Genomic DNA, 19,089 nt, shown 5'->3' with positions numbered 1-19,089 from the left:
TTGCGCAAACCTGGCAATAAAAACCGACGTAAACTTACATTCGATTAAGAAAAACAATCTATAGAAGCTTCTAATAAATACATGTTGGTGTTAGTAAAAGTTCAATTGTAAACTATGTTAAAAAAAATATTCTTCGCATTCATTGTTGCAGCAGCTCTGTTCTATGGGATAATGATAGGTAAGTATAGGGTCTTTCCTTATGAACTAATCAAAAGCTTTCAAGACTTATCGGAAGAACAAATCACTAACCCCTTAGAGAATTTTGTTTATACAAAAAAAGACCTTGAGGAACTTTTATCCGTAACACCCAAGAATATAGACTCCTTAAGAAATGTTTTAAGAAATGAAATATTTGGCTCAGAATTCCTGCCTACATCCATACCCGATACCATCTTTGAAGTACAGGATGAGTACTTCGCTCAGCTAGAGAACCTTAAGAACATTGATCAATTTGAAATAAAACAAGATTACGGGCTAAAATCTATCGGTTATATTTTTCATCCAAAATCATCGAATAATCGACTAATAATTTATCATCAAGGCCATAGTGGAGGATTTAACCTTGGAAAAAACACGATTCAATACTTTCTTAAAAAAGGCTTTACCATATATGCCCTAGCAATGCCTCTTAAGGGTAAGAACAACCATCCCGTAATTGAAGTTAAAAAATTGGGGAAAATTCATTTAGAGAATCATGAAGAACTAAAATACCTTGATACCCCCTTACAATACTTTATAGCCCCTGTAGTGACTATGGTCAATTATGCCAAAAAACAGAATTATAACGAAATCGCTATGATCGGCATAAGCGGTGGCGGATGGACTACTACAGTAACTGCCGCCCTTGACCCTAGAATAAACTATAGCTTTCCTGTTGCCGGCACCTACCCGATGTTTGTCAGGTATTCCAAACCATCTAAAAATTATGGAGATTTTGAACAGACCCATGTAGGCCTCTATCAAAAGGTAAACTATCTAGACATGTATATTATGGGGGCAACCGGGAAAAACCGATACCAGTTCCAAATACTCAACAAATACGACTCATGCTGTTTTGAAGGTGATGATTATAAAAAGTATGTGGATTTTGTTTCAGAAAAAGTAAGGGCATTCGAAAGTGGCAAATTTCTTTTTTATTCCGATACCAGCCATAAACAACACAAAATATCGGATATCGCTCTTAAACAAATAGATGATGTATTGAGTACTGATCATCCAAATTAGCCGGATGTAAGATTCAAATGGGTTTATTAGCAAAAATTGACTCTGTTAAAAAGAAAGAAACTAGGATTTCTTTTTAAAGCAGAACAGACAACAAGTATAAATTTCATTCAAGAGTTCGGTCGTAATGTCCTACAACGGATAATTTTGACGATCTTCCCAATAATACGGTAATTCTCTAATCATTTTGTTTACTTTGCCTCCTATTTATATAAATGACCACTAATTAATTTGATTGAAAATCATGTCCATAAAAGATTTAGAGCTTTCCCTTGACCATAAAATACTAGTCACTGGCGGTGCCGGCTTTATCGGCTCCAATCTATGTGAAGCGCTATTAGACAACGGAAACCGTGTCGTTTGCCTTGACAACTTTGCAACAGGCAAACGGGAAAATATCCTCCCCTTTACTTCCAACCCCAACTTTACCCTTATTGAAGGAGATATTAGGGATTTATCCACTTGTCATAAAGCTTGTACGGATGTGGACTTTATATTGCACCAAGCGGCATTGGGGTCCGTTCCCCGATCTATAAATGACCCTATAACCAGCAACGATGTAAATGTTTCCGGATTCCTGAATATGCTCGTTGCGGCCCGGGATGCGAACGTGAAACGTTTTGTGTACGCTGCCAGTTCTTCCACCTACGGGGATTCAAAATCAATGCCCAAAGTAGAGGACATTATAGGAAAACCCCTTTCGCCTTACGCCATTACCAAATATGTAAATGAATTATATGCCAACATTTTCAGTTCTACATACGGACTGGAAACTATAGGGCTACGATATTTTAATGTTTTCGGGCAAAGGCAAGATCCCAATGGGGCCTATGCGGCCGTAATTCCAAAATTCACCATGCAACTTATGGCCCATGAGTCGCCAGTTATAAATGGTGACGGTAGTTTTTCCCGAGATTTCACTTATATCGACAATGTCGTTCAAATGAACATAAGGGCTTTGTTGGCAAAAGACAAAGAAGCCGTTAACACCGTATACAATGTAGCCTTTGGCGAACGTACCGATTTGAACGAACTTGTAAGCTTGCTAAAAAGCTATTTAAGCGAATTTGATCCGCAAATTGCAAATATCGACATTACTTACGGCCCAGAAAGAAAGGGAGATGTCCCCCACTCTTTGGCGTCTATAGAAAAGGCTGAAAAATTACTAGGCTATGCGCCTCAATTCGATATAAAAACCGGACTCAAAAATGCCGTTAGTTGGTATTGGAACAATTTAAAATAAACAAGAATGAAAAATATTAAAATAGCAATAATAGGATTGGGTTATGTAGGCCTACCTCTTGCGCGATTATTTGCTACAAAATATCCGGTAATCGGATTTGACATCAACGAGGAACGGATTAAAGAATTGCAATCCGGAACGGACAGTACCTTAGAGGTAGAAGACGATATTTTGCAAAAGGTGTTGCGCGATACCCCTCAAATGGAAACCGGGCTACATTGTACAAACCAAATGGAGGCAATTTCCGATTGTAACTATTACATCGTAACCGTTCCCACCCCTGTGGACCACACCAACAGACCTGTTCTAACGCCTTTGTACAAATCAAGCGAAACGGTTGGGAAAGTGTTGAAAAAAGGAGACACCGTAGTCTATGAATCTACGGTATACCCTGGCGTAACGGAAGAAGAGTGTATCCCTGTATTGGAAAAAGTGAGCGGACTCGTCTTTAACAAAGATTTTTTTGTTGGCTATTCCCCTGAACGTATCAATCCGGGTGACAAGGAGCATACCGTAGAAAAGATTTTAAAGGTTACTTCGGGCTCTACTCCGGAAACCGGAAAAAAAGTCAACGCCCTATATGCTTCGGTAATCACTGCCGGAACCCACCTGGCCCCTTCCATAAAGGTAGCAGAGGCCGCCAAGGTAATCGAAAACTCTCAAAGGGATATCAATATCGCCTTTGTAAACGAATTGGCCAAAATCTTCAACTTAATGGATATTGACACGAGTGCCGTACTTGAGGCAGCGGGGACCAAATGGAACTTCTTGCCCTTCAAACCCGGACTAGTCGGTGGCCATTGTATTGGTGTCGACCCCTATTATCTTGCCCAAAAAGCACAAGAGTTCGGTTATCACCCCGAAATCATCTTAGCCGGAAGGCGTATGAATGATGGAATGGGGAAATATGTAGCCTCAGAAGTTGTCAAATTAATGGTTCAACGGGAGATAAAAATAAAAGGAGCCAAAATGCTCGTTTTAGGTATTACCTTTAAGGAAAATTGTCCCGATGTACGAAACACAAAGGCGGTAGACGTAATTACCAACCTTAAGAGCTACGGGGCCAATATCAGTATCTTCGACCCATGGGCCTCCAAGGAAGAAGTTGAAGAAGAATATGGTCTACAAATAGTAAACCAAGTCCCCAACGAAAAGTACGACACCATTGTTCTTGCCGTTGCCCATAATGAGTTTTTAAATATTGACCTACGAGCCCTTTTAAATGAAAACGGCGTACTATACGATGTAAAGGGCATCTTAAAAGGTAAGGTAGACGGTAGACTTTAAACTTAATTTTAGTTCCTTTATTACAAATCTGTATAAGGTCCAACAAAAAAGCCCGGCATATGTCGGGCTTTTTTGTTGGACCTTATTATTTTTCACTCGATTTATTTTTCACAAAATACTACCAGCCAACAATTTACAATTAAATAAAAGCAAACAAGCAGCCTACCTCCCCAAACAGATTACTCCACTCTTTTTGTTAAAAAAATTCATTTTATACGAAAATTGTACCGTTCATCGATTTTATAAAAAGATACAGTGCATTTCATCTATTAAAATGATCGTTCAACAACAATATTTAGCTTTACAGGTTAATATTTTTGTCAACGGATAACTATTGTAAATCTCTAGACAAAGAAAATTAATTTATGTAATTCAACTAATTATAAGAAAAGGGTCCCCAAATCCCAAATCTTAACACCTACTTATGAAAATAATAAAACTAAAAGTCATTAATTTGACCATGCTATTACTTGCACTATTTTTAAGTATTTCATGCAGCAAAGACACCGATTTACTCGCTGAGTATGTTATCTCCGACGCAGAACAGGCCCGTTTAACCGGGAACATTCTAATAAACGACTCCTACGTAATCAATGGAAAAGAAGCCATAGTCTTAGATGTGTTGTCAAACGACATATTGGAAAATCCTGAAAAAGTAAAAATCGTAGAAACCTCGCAACCTAAAAATGGGTCGGTTATTATCAACGACGACAACACCCTTACTTATGTTCCCGATGGCGTAAACGAAAAACCGGAGACCAACACCCCCCAAGAAACTACAGCTGAGACTGAAGAAGAAGAAGAAGAAGAAGAAGAAGAAGAAGAACCTTCTGAAGATACCGAAGAAAAATCAAAAGACTCGTTCACTTATACCACCGAAATCGAACAAGAAGACGGAAAAAAAGAAACTGGAGAAGCTTCGGTAATTGTATCCAATGATTTTGACGAACTAAAAGCCTTTCCTACTGCAGAAGGGTATGGAAAAAATGCGACAGGAGGTCGTGGAGGCATCGTTGTGGAAGTCACCAACTTAAATGACTCAGGACCTGGAAGTTTTAGAAATGCATTGGAGATGAGCGTACCTAGAACTATTATTTTCAAAATCGCGGGAGTGCTCGAACCCACTTCTAATCTATATGTCCCTTCCAATGGAGGTAATTTGACCATTGCAGGAGAAACAGCTCCAAAAGGAGGTTTTCAAATCAAAAAACGACAGTTGTGGATAAAAGCGAGCAATGTTATAGTAAGACACCTTAAATTTAGACAAATGTCTGGCACGGATTATAACAATACTAAGAGTGTGAATGCCGATAATGCAAATTGCATAAGAATTCGCTCTAGTAATAATACCCCAATAAAAAATATTATAATTGATCATTGCTCAGTAGCATGGGGCCCCGACCAAAACCTAGATGTTAAATTAGCTAAAGATGTTACCGTCCAAAATTGTATCATTGCTGAAAGTAGCAGAACTTTCTTAGTTCAAAAAGGACAAAGAATATCTGTTTTAAATAATTATTTTGCGCTAAATTCCTCGAGAAACATACTCTCAAATGAAACTGAGTACCCTGAAGGGAACAAAGAAATCACTTTCGAGATGATTAATAATTTAGTGTATGGATATAAATACGCAACAACCGGAGAATATGGTCAGGCTTTCAACGTTATAAACAACAAATATGTCTTATCTAATACCTATGACAATAGCGGTGTAAGCTCCGTTGTTGGAATAATACCTCACGATCCTGGCAACGGAACTGATCATAACGGGAACCCCGACCACCCTAATACACTACTTAGTGATTCAAGGGTATTTGTTTCCGGAAATAACACCCCTTCAAGTCAAAATGAAGTCCATAAAGACCTGAAAAACATTTTACTTACTAACCCTGTAAGCAAAAGTGATTATACTCCAATAAGCGCTTCTGGATCTACAATCGAAGACAACCTCTTACCTCATGTAGGAGCCAGCCTGTCTCGAGATGAACTCGACAAAGAATTGATTAACTACTTTTATAACAGAACAGGTTCGCCAAATAAATCAGGGGCATATCCGTCGATAACAACAAATAAAGAGACATACACTGACACAGACCATGATGGAATAGAAGATGAGTGGGAAGTTAACATTGGGGGAACCATAGGAAAAAAAGACAATAATGGGGACCACGATGGGGACGGATACACTAACCTTGATGAGTTTTTACACTTTTTAGCGGGGGATAACAAGTAACTTATTCACTACCTAAACCACTTTTATAGACGCTATAACTCTTTTTTTAGTCTAAATCATTTTTTTTAAACATCTTTGTTTACTGTTTCGTGATTACCTCTATTGCCAATATGTTTTTCAACAGTATTGTTTATTTAAAAGACTAATCTAACCCATGTCACAAAGTAAGGACTCTAAGGCACTATCAAACAAACACCCACCTTTACTTTCTGTTATAATTCCTGTCTACAACGTAGAAGCCTATTTGGAACGTTGTATTCAGAGTATACTGAAACAAAACTATTCCAACCTAGAGGTTATACTAGTAGATGATGGATCAACAGATAACAGTTGGGACATTTGTAAATTATACAAAAGCCGAGACCACAGGATAATAATTATACAACAAACAAATGCTGGTTCCAGTGTCGCACGAAATACAGGCTTGAATAAAGCCTCTGGCGATTACATTGCATTCATAGATAGCGACGATTACGTAAAAACAGAAATGTTCCAAACGATGATATCTTATGCATTGACCAACAACCTAAGCGTTGTCGAGTGTGGTTTGACCCAATCGAATAAAGCTAAAGAGCTATCCCCCTACAATCATAAATGTTTTATCGAAACACAAGAAGAAGCCGTTGAACGTTTGATTCGAGAAAAAAACTGGTCGGTTTGGAGACGAATTTACAAAAGTGAAGTGATCGGTGATTTAAGATTTATACCTGGTAAAATTCATCAAGATGTATTTTTCACTATAGATGTCTTAAATAGGGTAGAAAAACAGGGATATATAGCAGAACCCTTTTATATTTACAACACAGAAAATGAAAGCATCACGAGAAGTCCCTATAACATGAAAAAATTAGCGGCCAAGGATGCCCCTTATTATGTTTTTGAACGTACACAGCATCACAACCTAAATGTGCGGACCTTGGCTAGTCAATACCTCATCAGGACACTTTTAAGTCACTATGACCGCTTGTTTTCCCACAGTTACTTAGACCCAGATTACACTTATAGGAAAGAAATAAAATCAGAAATTATTGATCAATTAGAATTAAAATATGAAAATAATTCTTTCTATGCCTTATTAGCGAAATACTCTCCTTTTTGGTTCTATGGTATGATACTCAAACTAGTTGCTCTGCGAATTAAAATACGGTTAATGCTGTTGAAACGATAATGTCTAGACTCAAGAATACTATTCAAAACGCGAAGGTTAGCGTTTTTTTTCATGTCATTTTTATTTTTACCCAATTCTTTGCCCGAAAAATTTTCCTTGAAAACCTCGGGGATGACTTTATGGGCCTTACCTCTACCCTTCAAAGCTTCCTAAGCTTCTTAAATCTGGCCGAACTGGGAATAGGAACTGCTATTGGCTATACCCTCTATAAGCCTATTTTTGATAAAAACCACCAAGAAATCAACCACATCATCCGATTTTTTGGCAATATCTATAAAAAAATCGGATGGGCAATCATTGGTTTGGCATTGATACTTTCCGCCTTCTTTCCGCTCATATTTGAAGATGTAGATATCTCCCTACCTCTTATCTACTATGCTTTTTCCACCTTTTTAGCGAGTTCCTTATTGGGGTATTTTTTTAACTACCATATGCTTTTGTTTCAGGCCGATCAAAAAGAATACATGGTAGCCAAGTACCTTCAAAGCTACAACATAACAAAAATTATTATACAGATCATCCTTGTATTCTATTTTCAAAGCTTTATTGCCTGGGTGACCCTCGAACTGTTGAGTTCCATCTTGTTTACCATATCCTTACGTAAAAAAACGACCAAACAGTACCCTTGGTTATCATTATCTCTCAACAACGGGCAAAAAAGCAAGGATTTTAAATCGTACCCCGAACTCATAAAAAAAATAAAACAGATCAGCCTACATAAATTGGGGACTTTTGTCTCCAACGGCACGGACAATATTTTAATATTCTCCTTTATCAATGTCGAGACCGTAGCTTTCTTTGGCAACTACCAATTGATCATTCTCAACTTTGCCACCCTGCTGAACAAATTCTTTTCAGGGACCAATGCCAGTGTAGGAAATTTGGTGGCTGAAAAAAATGAAAGCTCCATCAAACAGGTGTTTTGGGAATTAATGTCCTTCCGCTTTTTTATAGCCGGGATAGTCAGCATAGGGATTATCACGCTTGTAGACCCTTTTATTGTACTATGGCTGGGTGAAAAATATATTCTTTCTGAAACCACTGTAGCCTTATTTGCCATAAACTTCTTTATGCTACAGGTCAGACAACCTGTGGATGTATTTAAACAAGCCTACGGACTGTATTCCGACACGTGGGCCCCAATAGCCCAAAGTATAATCAATCTCTCAGTTTCAATGCTCTTGGTGACCAAATTCGGGCTAACCGGCATACTATTGGGAACCAGCTGTAGCCTTATTTTGATTATTATGTTGTGGCGACCGTTTTTTCTTTTTACCAAGGCTTTTCAATGGCCTTTCTATGAATACATATTCGGCTTTTTAAAACTTCTCCTCATATTTTCTCCAGTGTACTTGGGCATTCGGTATATTACTAAAAACTATTTAATGTCAAAAATGGAAAATATATATGATTTTCTTTTCTTCTCATTCTGTGTCACAATAATTACAATTGTTTTATACGGTGGGATTTTATATTTGAGCGACAGATATTTTCGAGATTTAATTAAACGTCTCACAAATGGTATAAAGAATCGATAAATAGTTTTTTGAACAGTAGACCTGCTTCTTGAAGTCTCATACCGTAGATATCAAATTCGACCGATCAAACAGGGAATTAAACCGATAATTAGCCCAATACGTTTTAAATACCTTATTTTCGTCCCTTAAATTACAACAACAAGCAGTAAGGTCCGGAACATTTTTTCGGCATTTTCCATTCACCTAAAATTTAGCTTATGTTTAGCATACTTACCCCTACTCACAATAGAGCAGATGTCATAGAGCGGGTGTACAAATCACTAAAAAATCAGACCTACAAAGGTTTTGAATGGATTATCATTGATGATGCAAGTAAAGATAACACAGAAGAGATTGTTAAAGCTTGGCAGATAACTGAAAAAGAATTCAATATAAGATATTATAAATTACCTCATAATTTAGGCAAAGCTGCTGTTGTTAATTTTGGCATAGACAAGTGTAGCCGACCTTTTACAATTATCGCCGATGATGATGACACTTTCTCGTCGAATACATTAGAAGACTTAAAACTAATTTGGGACACTATTGACAAAACCGAAAATAGCCTACAAATAGGAGCAGTATGGACTTTAGTGCAGGATGAACAGGGTAAGATTATCGGTGAAAAGTTTCCGTCAAATTTTTGGCAAGTAAATTTCAAACAAAGGGTCTTGGAAAGAAACGGCCCGCCAAAAGGTGAGAAATGGCATAGTTGGCGGACTGCTGTTTTAAAAAAATATAAAAAATTTACTAACCCTAACTCTCGAGTTGACCCGAGTGTTTCATGGAACAGGATTAACAAACATTATGATTTTTTATGTGTAAATATTGTTCATCGGACTTATTGCATTTCTGAAGATGGATATATTCAACAAAAAAAATCGAGACTAAAAGTAGAAAAAAGACATTACTATTCTTCGTTTTTAGAATTAAAACATATTTCTCCTTTCACCATAATTAAAGAACCCTATTATCGAAATACCGCATTTTCATATATAAAATCATCTTATTTCTATTATGACAAAGAAAATTCCCTCGACACAAAACGATTCATAACCTGCCTGTTAACCTTCCTGATTTTACTGCCCTCCAGAGCTTTTAAACGTTTTTTTTTAAAAGTCTAATTAATCTTTAGGTGAAATAAATTTTATATTTTCATACGAAGTAATTAGTAAGGCATAAAACTTAGTAACCAATAATTATTTTAACAGATAGAGCAAGGTATGTTTAGTTTTTTGAGATTATTTACAATTATACCATCTAACAAGGGCTATAAAACTATGCTACTTTACTTATCCATATACCCGCTCATTACTCAGGTCAATTTTAATTAAACCATACTCTTTTTTTAAAATAGTCCCACAAACTTAAACTTACAATAAATTCCTCATGGAAAGAAAAAAAATCGCCTTTGTCATTTACAGTCTTGGATCTGGAGGGGCAGAGAGAGTTGTTACGGGATTGGCAAACGACCTAATCAAAAGGCATGATATAATCATAATTACTTTAATCAAAGCTACCCCCTTCTATTCCTTGGACCAAAGAATTCAAATAGTCCATTGCAGTGAAGAAATCAAAACGAACACCAATGTCATCCGCTCACTACTAGATGGTGTTAATAGAGTTAAAGCTATTCAAAAATTTATTAAACAATTCCATATCGAATTATTGATTAGCTTTATGACCACCTCAAATATTTACTCAATCTGGGCAGCAAAATGGTCTAAAATACCTTGTATCATAAGTGAACGTGCAAACCACAATGTGGACATTCCTCCCAAATCCCTAATAAAATTAAGAAATTACAGCTACAAATATTGTGATTTTCTTATTGTACAGACTGAAGGCAATAAAGAGTATTATACAAAAATTATTAGCCCCAATAAAATTGTAGTAATTCAAAACCCAGTTGGAAAATTATTACAATCAAAAAGACAGTTAAACCTCAATTCGAATCATAGAAAACAGCACATTCTTAATGTTGGCAGCTTAAAGTCTGGCAAAGCCCAGGATTTGTTGATCAATGCTTTCGCTAACATTCCCAATGTTGATTGGAAGCTGATTTTTGTGGGAGACGGCCCTCTAAAACAGGAATTGATTAAATTGGCCGAAAACTTAGGGGTTTCTAATCAGACATTGTTTGTAGGAAAAAAGAAAGATGTTCACACGTATTATAATGAAGCTAGTATTTTTGTCTTTACATCGGAGCATGAAGGTTTTCCCAATGCACTCATGGAAGCCCTATTTTTTGGTATTCCATCTATTTCAACAAATTGCCCCTATGGTCCGTCCGATTTAATTTCTGATGGGGAAAATGGTTTTTTAATCCCTGTCGGAAACCAAAAAATACTTGAGTCTAAGTTAATTGAACTAATGAAAAATAAAGAACTCCAAGATAAATTTAGAACAAAGGCCATTGAATCCACCAAAAATTTAAGAGTTGATATTATTTCGGAAAAATGGGAAAAGTATATTAATCAACTAGTATAAGTTCATATGCAACCTAGTCCTTTAACATTAAACAACATTCTAAAATATAGCATTTTAGCTCTGATTTTATTAAATATACCGGGATTTGTGTTGAAGTATATGAATCCTGTACTATCGTCCATTCTAAGCTATTTGTCTTTTGGTCTTTTAATTGTATTTTATCTAATTAATAAAAGAACAGGCATCCACAAATGGTTTGTAATTATAGGCATATTATACTTTGTGATTTCTAGCCTTTCTGGACAATCTTATATACCCGAGTTACAATTTCATTTGATAATCTGGGTGAAGTATTTTATTGTTATTATTTGTGGCTATGAAGTAGTGAAGCGCACCTCCCCCAATGAATTTATCATTTTTCTTTTAATTGGTGCTATTAGTATAATTCTACAAATTTTATTCTTTAACATTTCATTAAAGGATTATGGCAGATATAGCGGTTTCTTTCTAAATCCAAATGCAGCAGGATTTATATGTATTTTAGGCTATGGTTTAAGCTATTCGGTAGAAAACAAAAAATATAAATTCATTGCTCAGTGGACATTTACCTTTATGGGCTTATTGACATTCTCCAGAACCTTTATACTTATATGGCTAATTATCAACCTGATATCACTTAAATTATCAATAAAAAACATTAATAAACTTGTTCTAGGCTTTGTTTTATTATTGGGGCTAATAACTTATAATTCATTTTTACCGGTTAAAAATAGTAGACTCACCCAGCTAGCAGGTACGATAAGTGGTGACTCTGATGCCGCCAAAGACCTTAACGAAGGTTCCCGCTTTGATACTTGGGCTACCTTTTACGATTTCATTTTAGAGAAGCCTTTTTTTGGCAATGGATTCGAATCATTTAATGGTGGGGGATTAGGAGGTTTTTTAGGAGTACACAACTCCTATCTAAAAATACTTGGTGAAGCAGGAATATTCCCTTTTCTACTTTTAGTTTTCTATTTTATTTATTTGATAAAAAAAAGTTATAACGTTTTTAATCTTCACCCCCCAATTATTTTTTATGGCTATTTCGTTAGCCAATATACTAATGACTAATCATAGTTTTTTTGTTAATGGTTATCTACTATTTACTGCTATGTGGATATATTCAGAAATCAAAAAAGTAGAAAATGACAGCAGAGAACTCAAATTCACATAAAATTAAATTGGACTATATTCGTTAACATTATCTCATCGGTCCTTAATAATCCCCTATCTATGTTCAATTTAATTTAAATACCATCAATCAATAAACACCATACGTCGAAAATATCAGGTTAAAAACTTACTGCTCGTAAAAAGCCGATACTAATAGCTAACTTCGATTTTTTCAATTACTAATATAGTTTTAAACATCTCCTAAACACGAAATATATTAACTTATGTGCGGAATCTACGGAACAACCATACCCTATAGCGAAGAGCAAGTCAAACAGAAATTGGAAATAACGGCTTTTAGGGGGCCAGACCAAATGGGATGGGAAGTGTATCCTAATCATAAAGGCAATATTACTTTTGGCCACAATCGATTATCCATAATCGATTTAGACCCTAGATCGAACCAACCTATGACCTTTAGCCATAATGTTCATATTGTTTTCAATGGAGAAATCTATAATTTCAAAACCTTAAGACAAGATTTGGAAAAAAAAGGTTATTCCTTTACCACTACCAGTGATACCGAAGTCATATGTGCGGCCTATTTAGAATATGGAGAAGACTGCGCCAAACATTTGAACGGTATGTTTGCCTTTGTGATTTATGATGCAAACAAAAATATTCTCTACGGAGCAAAAGATAGATTAGGACAAAAACCTTTTTATTATTACTTAAATGGCAACCAATTTGAATTCGCCAGTCAAATATCTTCGATCAAGCTGTTCAATAACAACTTATCCATCTCCAAAAAATCTATTCAAGAGTATTTAACCTGGAATTCAATACCCTCTCCAAACTCGATTTTTAACGAAATAAAAAAATTGGAAGATGGGCATTGGTTCACTTATAACCTCATTAATTCAGACTTCAAAACACACCAGTATTGGGATATTGACTATTTGAACAATACCATTTATAAGGGAAGCTATAAAGATGCAACCGCAGAACTAGAGGAACTATTAACCGATGCGGTAAAAATTAGATTAGTAGCCGACGTACCAGTAGGCGTGTTTCTTTCAGGAGGCGTCGATTCATCCCTAATTGCTGCTTTAGCAACAAAAAACAATAACGAAAAGGTTAAGACGTTTTCTGTTAAATTCAATGAAAAAAGTTTTGACGAGAGTCTTTATGCTCAACAGGTAGCCGATCATTTAAAAACAGACCATCATGTTATTCAATGCGATTATAAAGAGGGAATCGGCCTAATTGAAAATTTTTGCGATTTTTATGACGAACCTTTTGCCGACTCCTCTGCAATTCCTTCTATGCTTCTAGCAAAGCATACCAAACAGAAAGTTACCGTAGCTTTATCTGGGGATGGAGGTGACGAAAGTTTTCTAGGATATCACCGGTATGAATGGGTTAAATCGAATAAAAACGTATACAAGTTCCCCATTTTTTTTCGTAAAATAGTCGGAGAAATGATTCATCATGTGCCCTATAAAAACAACCGTTTAAAAACCTTATCTCAATATTTAAAATTAAGTAATATTGAAGAAGCTTACGTGAAATCTATGACCACCCCTGATGTATCATGGTTAAAAGATGCGTACGATACTAGTGGCCTAAAAGAAATGAAGTATCTTTTTCATACTCAAAAGAATATCTACGAAAGAGTATCTGATTTTGATCTTAAAACATATTTGACATGGGATATCAACACTAAAGTGGACAGGGCAAGTATGGCGTATTCCCTCGAGACCCGATCGCCCTTATTGGACTATAGGGTTGTAGAACTTGCCGAGTCTCTTCCTACAAATTTTAAATTTGAAACGAATAATCAAAAAAGAATATTAAAGGAGGTACTCTACTCCCATGTTCCCAAAGAAGTTTTTAATCGACCTAAATCAGGTTTTGGGGTTCCGTTGAATATTTGGTTTCAAAATGAATTGAAAGATTATGTCCTATCTGAATTATCTTATGAAAATTTAAAAAAAATTCCTTGTATTAATCCGGATGAGGTTTTTAAATTAGTTCAGCAACATATGAAAGGTACATGGAACCACTACGCCGTAATATGGAAAATTCTCGTATTAAGACAGTGGCTTTCGAAAAATGCAACTGGCCTATCAATACAATAGAAAACGACTAATATAGACCTACATACAAGTCTATATCTTTGTTTAATTTTGTAACATATGTAATGAAGGGAAAAATCTTTACAATACTAAGAATTAACCGTTAAGCCCCAACCATATTGTTATTATGAGAGAAAAGATTGATTACCTTCACCATCGTACAACTTTAGGGTATTATTTAATTCAACCCATATATTTCCTGTTTGGTCTTTTAACTAAATTCATACCGGACAAGAATTACATAAAATTGAAATTCAAATGGCATATGGGATATCCCCTTGACCTCAAAAACCCGGAAACACTCAATGAAAAAATAAATTGGTTGAAATTGTACGATAGAACATCTCTTCACACCATGTGTTCTGACAAATACAAAGTAAGGGAATATGTCATTGAGAAAATCGGGAATGAATATCTTGTACCTCTTTTTTTCGAAACATTTGACCCATGCGAAATTAAACCAGAAAACATCCCAGAAACACCCTGTATAATTAAAGCTAACCACGACAGTAGTGGAGGGATATTTGTATACGACAAAAGTAAAGTAAACTGGATTGAAGCCAGAAAAAACCTAAAAAAGCGCTTAAAACAAAATTACTACTGGAGCTCTAGGGAATGGCAATATAAAAATATTGAACCTAGAATTATTGTAGAAAAACTACTTCAAGATAAAAACGGCAACATTCCATTCGACTACAAGGTGCATTGCTTCAATGGTAAAGTTAGAATGATATCGGTTGACGCTGGACGAGGCACTGAAGAACATCATAGAAATTGGTATTCCCAAGATTGGATTAGAGAACCTTACAAATGGTCTTCACACAAAGGGACGAAATATACCGACCCAAGCGATACGGATATCGAAAAGCCCAAAACCTTTGATTTGATGAAAAAACTATCGGAAAAGCTAGCACAACCCTTTTGCTATGCGAGAGTTGACTGGTACGATGTCGACGGACAGCTTTTTTTTGGAGAAATCACTTTTCACCACGACGGAGGTTACCTCCCTATAAAACCCGAAATTTGGGATAAAAAGTTAGGTCAATTATTAAATATAGAAACTGTTGAAAAAAAATAAAACCAAGGCTATTTTTATTATCCCTAATTTAATGCCGGGCGGAGCTGAAAGAGTCATGTCTTTTTTGGCGAAAAATCTAAATTCCTCAGATTTCGAAACTACACTTCTTGTCTTAGGTCATGAAGCAAATACCGCTTATGATATAATGGGTGTTAATGTTATCTTTTTAAATAAGACAAGGGTTCTTACTGCTATTCCAAACTTAATTTTACATCTATTAAAAGAAAAACCGCAAATCATTATGAGTTCCATTGATCATCTAAACGTATCAATGGGCATGATTTCCCCTATCTTTACTCGAATTGTATTTGTCGGTCGTCAAGCTAGCGTTAGCAAGGCCAGTTCAGATTATCAGGCAAAAAGTACCAATAAGTTTTTCAGTATTTTAAGAAAATGGGCTTTACGAAAATTGAATTATATCGTTTGCCAATCTTATGATATGTATTTGGATTGCAAACAAGAATACCAAATACCCGAAAACAAACTCAAAATAATCCACAACCCCATCACAGAAAATTTTAGCGTAAAACATAACGAGCCTATAGACAAGAATCGGGTTACTCAGTTCATCACAGTAGGAAGACTCGCTATTATTAAAGGGCATTTAAGAATACTTAACGTACTCTCAAATATTAAGTATCCATTCGTTTACACCATTATTGGAAGCGGCCCCGAAAAAGATTCTATTAAAAAATCTGTTGATACATTGAACTTAACCAGTAAGGTGAAATTTGTGGATTTCACAAATGATGTCGAACGATATCTTCGGGAAAGTGATTTTTATCTTCAGGGTTCTTTTGCAGAAGGTTTTCCCAATGCTCTATTAGAAAGTTGTGCAGTAGGTACTCCCGTTATTGTATTTGACGCTCCTGGAGGAACTCGAGAAATAGTTGAAGATGGCGTAAACGGTTTTATTGCAAAGAATGAGAAGGAATACCTTCAACACCTCAACAATCTAGAGCACTTTGACCCTAAAACCGTTTCCAATTCCGTTTACTCTAAGTTCGATAAAAGTATAATCTTGGAAGATTACAAGTCCTTTTTTCTAAGTATCACCAAATCAAAATAATTGAAAGTTTTAATCCATCCCTAGTACCTTAGATCTCATCCTTTTGAAATCTATCAGCCAATAATTGAAAAAACGTTACAAATGACAATAGCCCTCTTCATATACTCCTTAGCTGGCGGTGGCGCTGAACGTGTAGTCTCGTACCTTTTGCCCTATTTAAAAAGCAAAGGACACAACGTACATTTAGTGCTAATGAACAACACGGTCAGTTATGATATTCCTGAAGACATTCCCGTTCATTATATCGAAAAATCACAGGCCAATGAAAACGGCTTTTTCAAACTAATCAAACTTCCATATTTGGCTTACAAGTATGCTCGACTCTCTAAAAAACTAAAACTCACCCACTCCTTCAGCTTATTGTCTAGACCCAATTACGTAAATGTTTTAATGCGGTATATGAACAAAAGACCGCCAAAAATTATTGTTAGTGAACGTAATTATGCAAGTATGCAGTATGGGTATGGTGATGCCCAATCAAAAATTAATAACATATTGGTAAAAAAGCTCTATCCAAAAGCCGATTTTGTTATTGGAAACTCAGAGGCTAACGTTAAGGATTTAATTGATAATTATGGTATTAAACCTGAATTAACCGGTATCATACAAAACCCTATTGATATTGATAAAATCAAAAAAATAAAACAAAAAGACCACTTTTTCGATCCTGCCTATTTTAATATGATCACGGTAGGAAGAATGGAGGTCGTGAAAAATCATAAATTACTATTAAGGGCCATTCAAAAGGTACCAAAAGTAAGACTGTACCTTTTAGGCCGCGGACACCTTCAAGCGGAACTGGAACAACTGGCTGCTGATTTGGATGTTAAAGACCGCGTATTCTTCCTTGGCTTTGACAACAACCCTTATCAATACTTAAAAGCGGCCGATTTATTTGTTTTCGGCTCCAATCACGAAGGCTTCCCTAATGTTCTCTTAGAAGCCATGTGCTGCGGGCTACCTATTTTAACTACAAATTGTAAATCCGGTCCAAGTGAGATCATGAAGCTCGAAGAAGCCCATGATCACGATATAATGAAAACACCTTACGGGATTTTGACTCCGGTTGGTGATGTTGGCCTTATGGCCAAGGGCATGACGTTTTTCCTAGAAAATCCCCAATACCTAAACGATTGTAAAACCGAGGTTCTTGAACGGATTAAAGATTTTAGCAAAGAAGGCATTCTAAAAGCCTATGAATTAGCTTTGTCCAAACAATAAAAACACGAAGCTTTAGTTTTGCTAGATAGAACACCTCCTTACATAGGTTATGAAAAGAAAACTATTTAGAATTGCCGCTGCCCCAGGTTCCCTTGCCGTTCTACTCAACGGCCAGTTACGTTTTATGAACGATTTTTTTGACGTAACAGGTATAGCTTCTGAAGGTTCACAACACCAAACGATAAGGGACAGCGAAGGTATTCGTACCTTAGTTGTCAATATTGACCGAAAAATCAATCTTTGGGGCGATATCGTATCCCTATACAAGTTGTTCGTTCTTTTTAAAAAGGAAAAGCCCGATATCATTCATTCCATCACCCCTAAAGCGGGATTGTTGAGTATGGTTGCCGGTTACCTGGCGGGGGTACCTCATCGTCTGCATACTTTTACGGGCCTGGTTTTTCCTACCCAACAAGGTCTAATGAAGCATATGCTTATCTTCTTCGACCGCATCATCTGTTTTTGTGCTACCCATATTTATCCCGAGGGCATGGGAGTAAAGAACGATCTTATTTCATACAAAATTACCCGTAAACCTTTAAAGATTATTGGTCACGGGAATGTAAACGGTATTGATTTAGACCACTTCGACCCTATGTTCTATCCGAGCAATATTCAGAAGGAAATACGGGAAAATCTACATATCGACGAATCTGATTTTATATGGTCTTTTGTGGGCCGAATTGGTTTTGACAAGGGGATAGAGGAAATGATCACTTCCTTTCTTCAAGTACAAAAGGAATCAAAAAATTCTAAATTATTGCTCGTGGGGCCTTATGAAAAAGACATGGACCCCTTGCCCCCATCCATAGAAAAGGAAATTGAAGAAAACGAGGGCATTATATCCGTGGGCTGGCAACAAGATGTTAGACCCTATTTTGCCATTTCGAACGTATTCGTCTTTCCCAGTTACAGAGAGGGATTCCCAAATGTATTACTCCAGGCCGGTGCAATGGGCAAATACAGTATCGTTACCGATATTAATGGTTCTAATGAAATTATCGAAGACGGAATAAATGGTACGATTATACCCGTAAAGAACAGCGATGCCCTAACCCAGGCCATGTTAAACTGCTTAAACACCCCATCCGACTACTTCGGTTACAATCAAGACTACAGACAACTGATTTCCGAAAAATATAGCCAACAGTTCGTTTGGTCCGAGCAGCTCAAAGAATACCAATTGCTCAAGTAGGCCCGTACGGCATCCTATGGGGCAGCATAACCAAAAGTATGGGTTTCCTCCCTTTCGTCTTATTACAACAGCCCCCCATATGCAGTAAACTACCTCGGGGCTAGCCTCGGAGCATTTAATCTCGATTATCAAGC

The 19,089-nt window shown here is 36.3% G+C and carries 14 protein-coding genes; all 14 read left to right on the top strand.

Translation table 11 applies throughout. The annotated features are described in order from the left end of the window. Nucleotides 1–114: 114 nt before the first annotated feature. Nucleotides 115–1,224 (top strand): hypothetical protein, encoded by a 1,110-nt coding sequence (locus tag BW980_RS07180; protein WP_139327626.1) that lies wholly within the window; start codon nt 115–117, stop codon nt 1,222–1,224. Between the two features lie 241 nt (nt 1,225–1,465). Beyond that, nucleotides 1,466–2,464 carry an SDR family oxidoreductase gene (locus BW980_RS07175; protein ID WP_076454237.1) on the top strand — a complete coding sequence of 333 codons (999 nt, stop codon included), beginning with the start codon at nt 1,466–1,468 and terminating at the stop codon, nt 2,462–2,464. A gap of 6 nt (nt 2,465–2,470) precedes the next feature. Beyond that, entirely contained in the window at nt 2,471–3,751 is a 1,281-nt protein-coding gene (locus tag BW980_RS07170; protein ID WP_076454236.1) for a nucleotide sugar dehydrogenase, read from the top strand. A 424-nt stretch (nt 3,752–4,175) separates the two neighbouring features. Then, nucleotides 4,176–5,984, top strand: coding sequence for a hypothetical protein (locus tag BW980_RS07165; RefSeq protein ID WP_139327625.1), 1,809 nt, complete (start codon nt 4,176–4,178; stop codon nt 5,982–5,984). A gap of 154 nt (nt 5,985–6,138) precedes the next feature. Next, on the top strand, nt 6,139–7,152 hold the full coding sequence (locus tag BW980_RS07160; RefSeq protein WP_076454234.1) for a glycosyltransferase: 1,014 nt from the start codon (nt 6,139–6,141) through the stop codon (nt 7,150–7,152). Further along, on the top strand, nt 7,152–8,690 hold the full coding sequence (locus tag BW980_RS07155) for a lipopolysaccharide biosynthesis protein (protein WP_076454233.1): 1,539 nt from the start codon (nt 7,152–7,154) through the stop codon (nt 8,688–8,690). Before BW980_RS07160 ends, BW980_RS07155 begins: the two co-directional genes overlap by 1 nt. A 197-nt stretch (nt 8,691–8,887) precedes the next feature. Further along, on the top strand, nt 8,888–9,793 hold the full coding sequence (locus tag BW980_RS07150; RefSeq protein WP_076454232.1) for a glycosyltransferase family 2 protein: 906 nt from the start codon (nt 8,888–8,890) through the stop codon (nt 9,791–9,793). Nucleotides 9,794–10,058: 265 nt separating this feature from the next. After that, nucleotides 10,059–11,159 carry a glycosyltransferase gene (locus tag BW980_RS07145; protein WP_076454231.1) on the top strand — a complete coding sequence of 367 codons (1,101 nt, stop codon included), beginning with the start codon at nt 10,059–10,061 and terminating at the stop codon, nt 11,157–11,159. Between the two features lie 6 nt (nt 11,160–11,165). Then, nucleotides 11,166–12,212, top strand: coding sequence for an O-antigen ligase family protein (locus BW980_RS07140; RefSeq protein WP_139327624.1), 1,047 nt, complete (start codon nt 11,166–11,168; stop codon nt 12,210–12,212). 326 nt (nt 12,213–12,538) lie between these two features. After that, nucleotides 12,539–14,395 carry an asparagine synthase (glutamine-hydrolyzing) gene (gene asnB, locus BW980_RS07135; protein ID WP_076454229.1) on the top strand — a complete coding sequence of 619 codons (1,857 nt, stop codon included), beginning with the start codon at nt 12,539–12,541 and terminating at the stop codon, nt 14,393–14,395. A gap of 124 nt (nt 14,396–14,519) precedes the next feature. After that, nucleotides 14,520–15,470, top strand: coding sequence for an ATP-grasp fold amidoligase family protein (locus BW980_RS07130; protein WP_076454228.1), 951 nt, complete (start codon nt 14,520–14,522; stop codon nt 15,468–15,470). After that, nucleotides 15,457–16,539 (top strand): glycosyltransferase, encoded by a 1,083-nt coding sequence (locus BW980_RS07125; protein ID WP_083690401.1) that lies wholly within the window; start codon nt 15,457–15,459, stop codon nt 16,537–16,539. Before BW980_RS07130 ends, BW980_RS07125 begins: the two co-directional genes overlap by 14 nt. A gap of 81 nt (nt 16,540–16,620) precedes the next feature. Next, complete coding sequence (locus BW980_RS07120) at nt 16,621–17,760, top strand: glycosyltransferase (RefSeq protein ID WP_076454227.1); 1,140 nt, start codon at nt 16,621–16,623, stop codon at nt 17,758–17,760. Between the two features lie 49 nt (nt 17,761–17,809). After that, complete coding sequence (locus BW980_RS07115) at nt 17,810–18,955, top strand: glycosyltransferase (RefSeq protein WP_076454226.1); 1,146 nt, start codon at nt 17,810–17,812, stop codon at nt 18,953–18,955. The last annotated feature ends 134 nt before the right edge of the window (nt 18,956–19,089 follow it).

It is taken from the genome of Zobellia uliginosa (assembly GCF_900156625.1).
GTDB lineage: Bacteria > Bacteroidota > Bacteroidia > Flavobacteriales > Flavobacteriaceae > Zobellia > Zobellia uliginosa.
The sequence above is the reverse complement of the archived record's forward strand: the minus strand, read 5'-3'. Positions and strand labels throughout refer to the sequence as shown.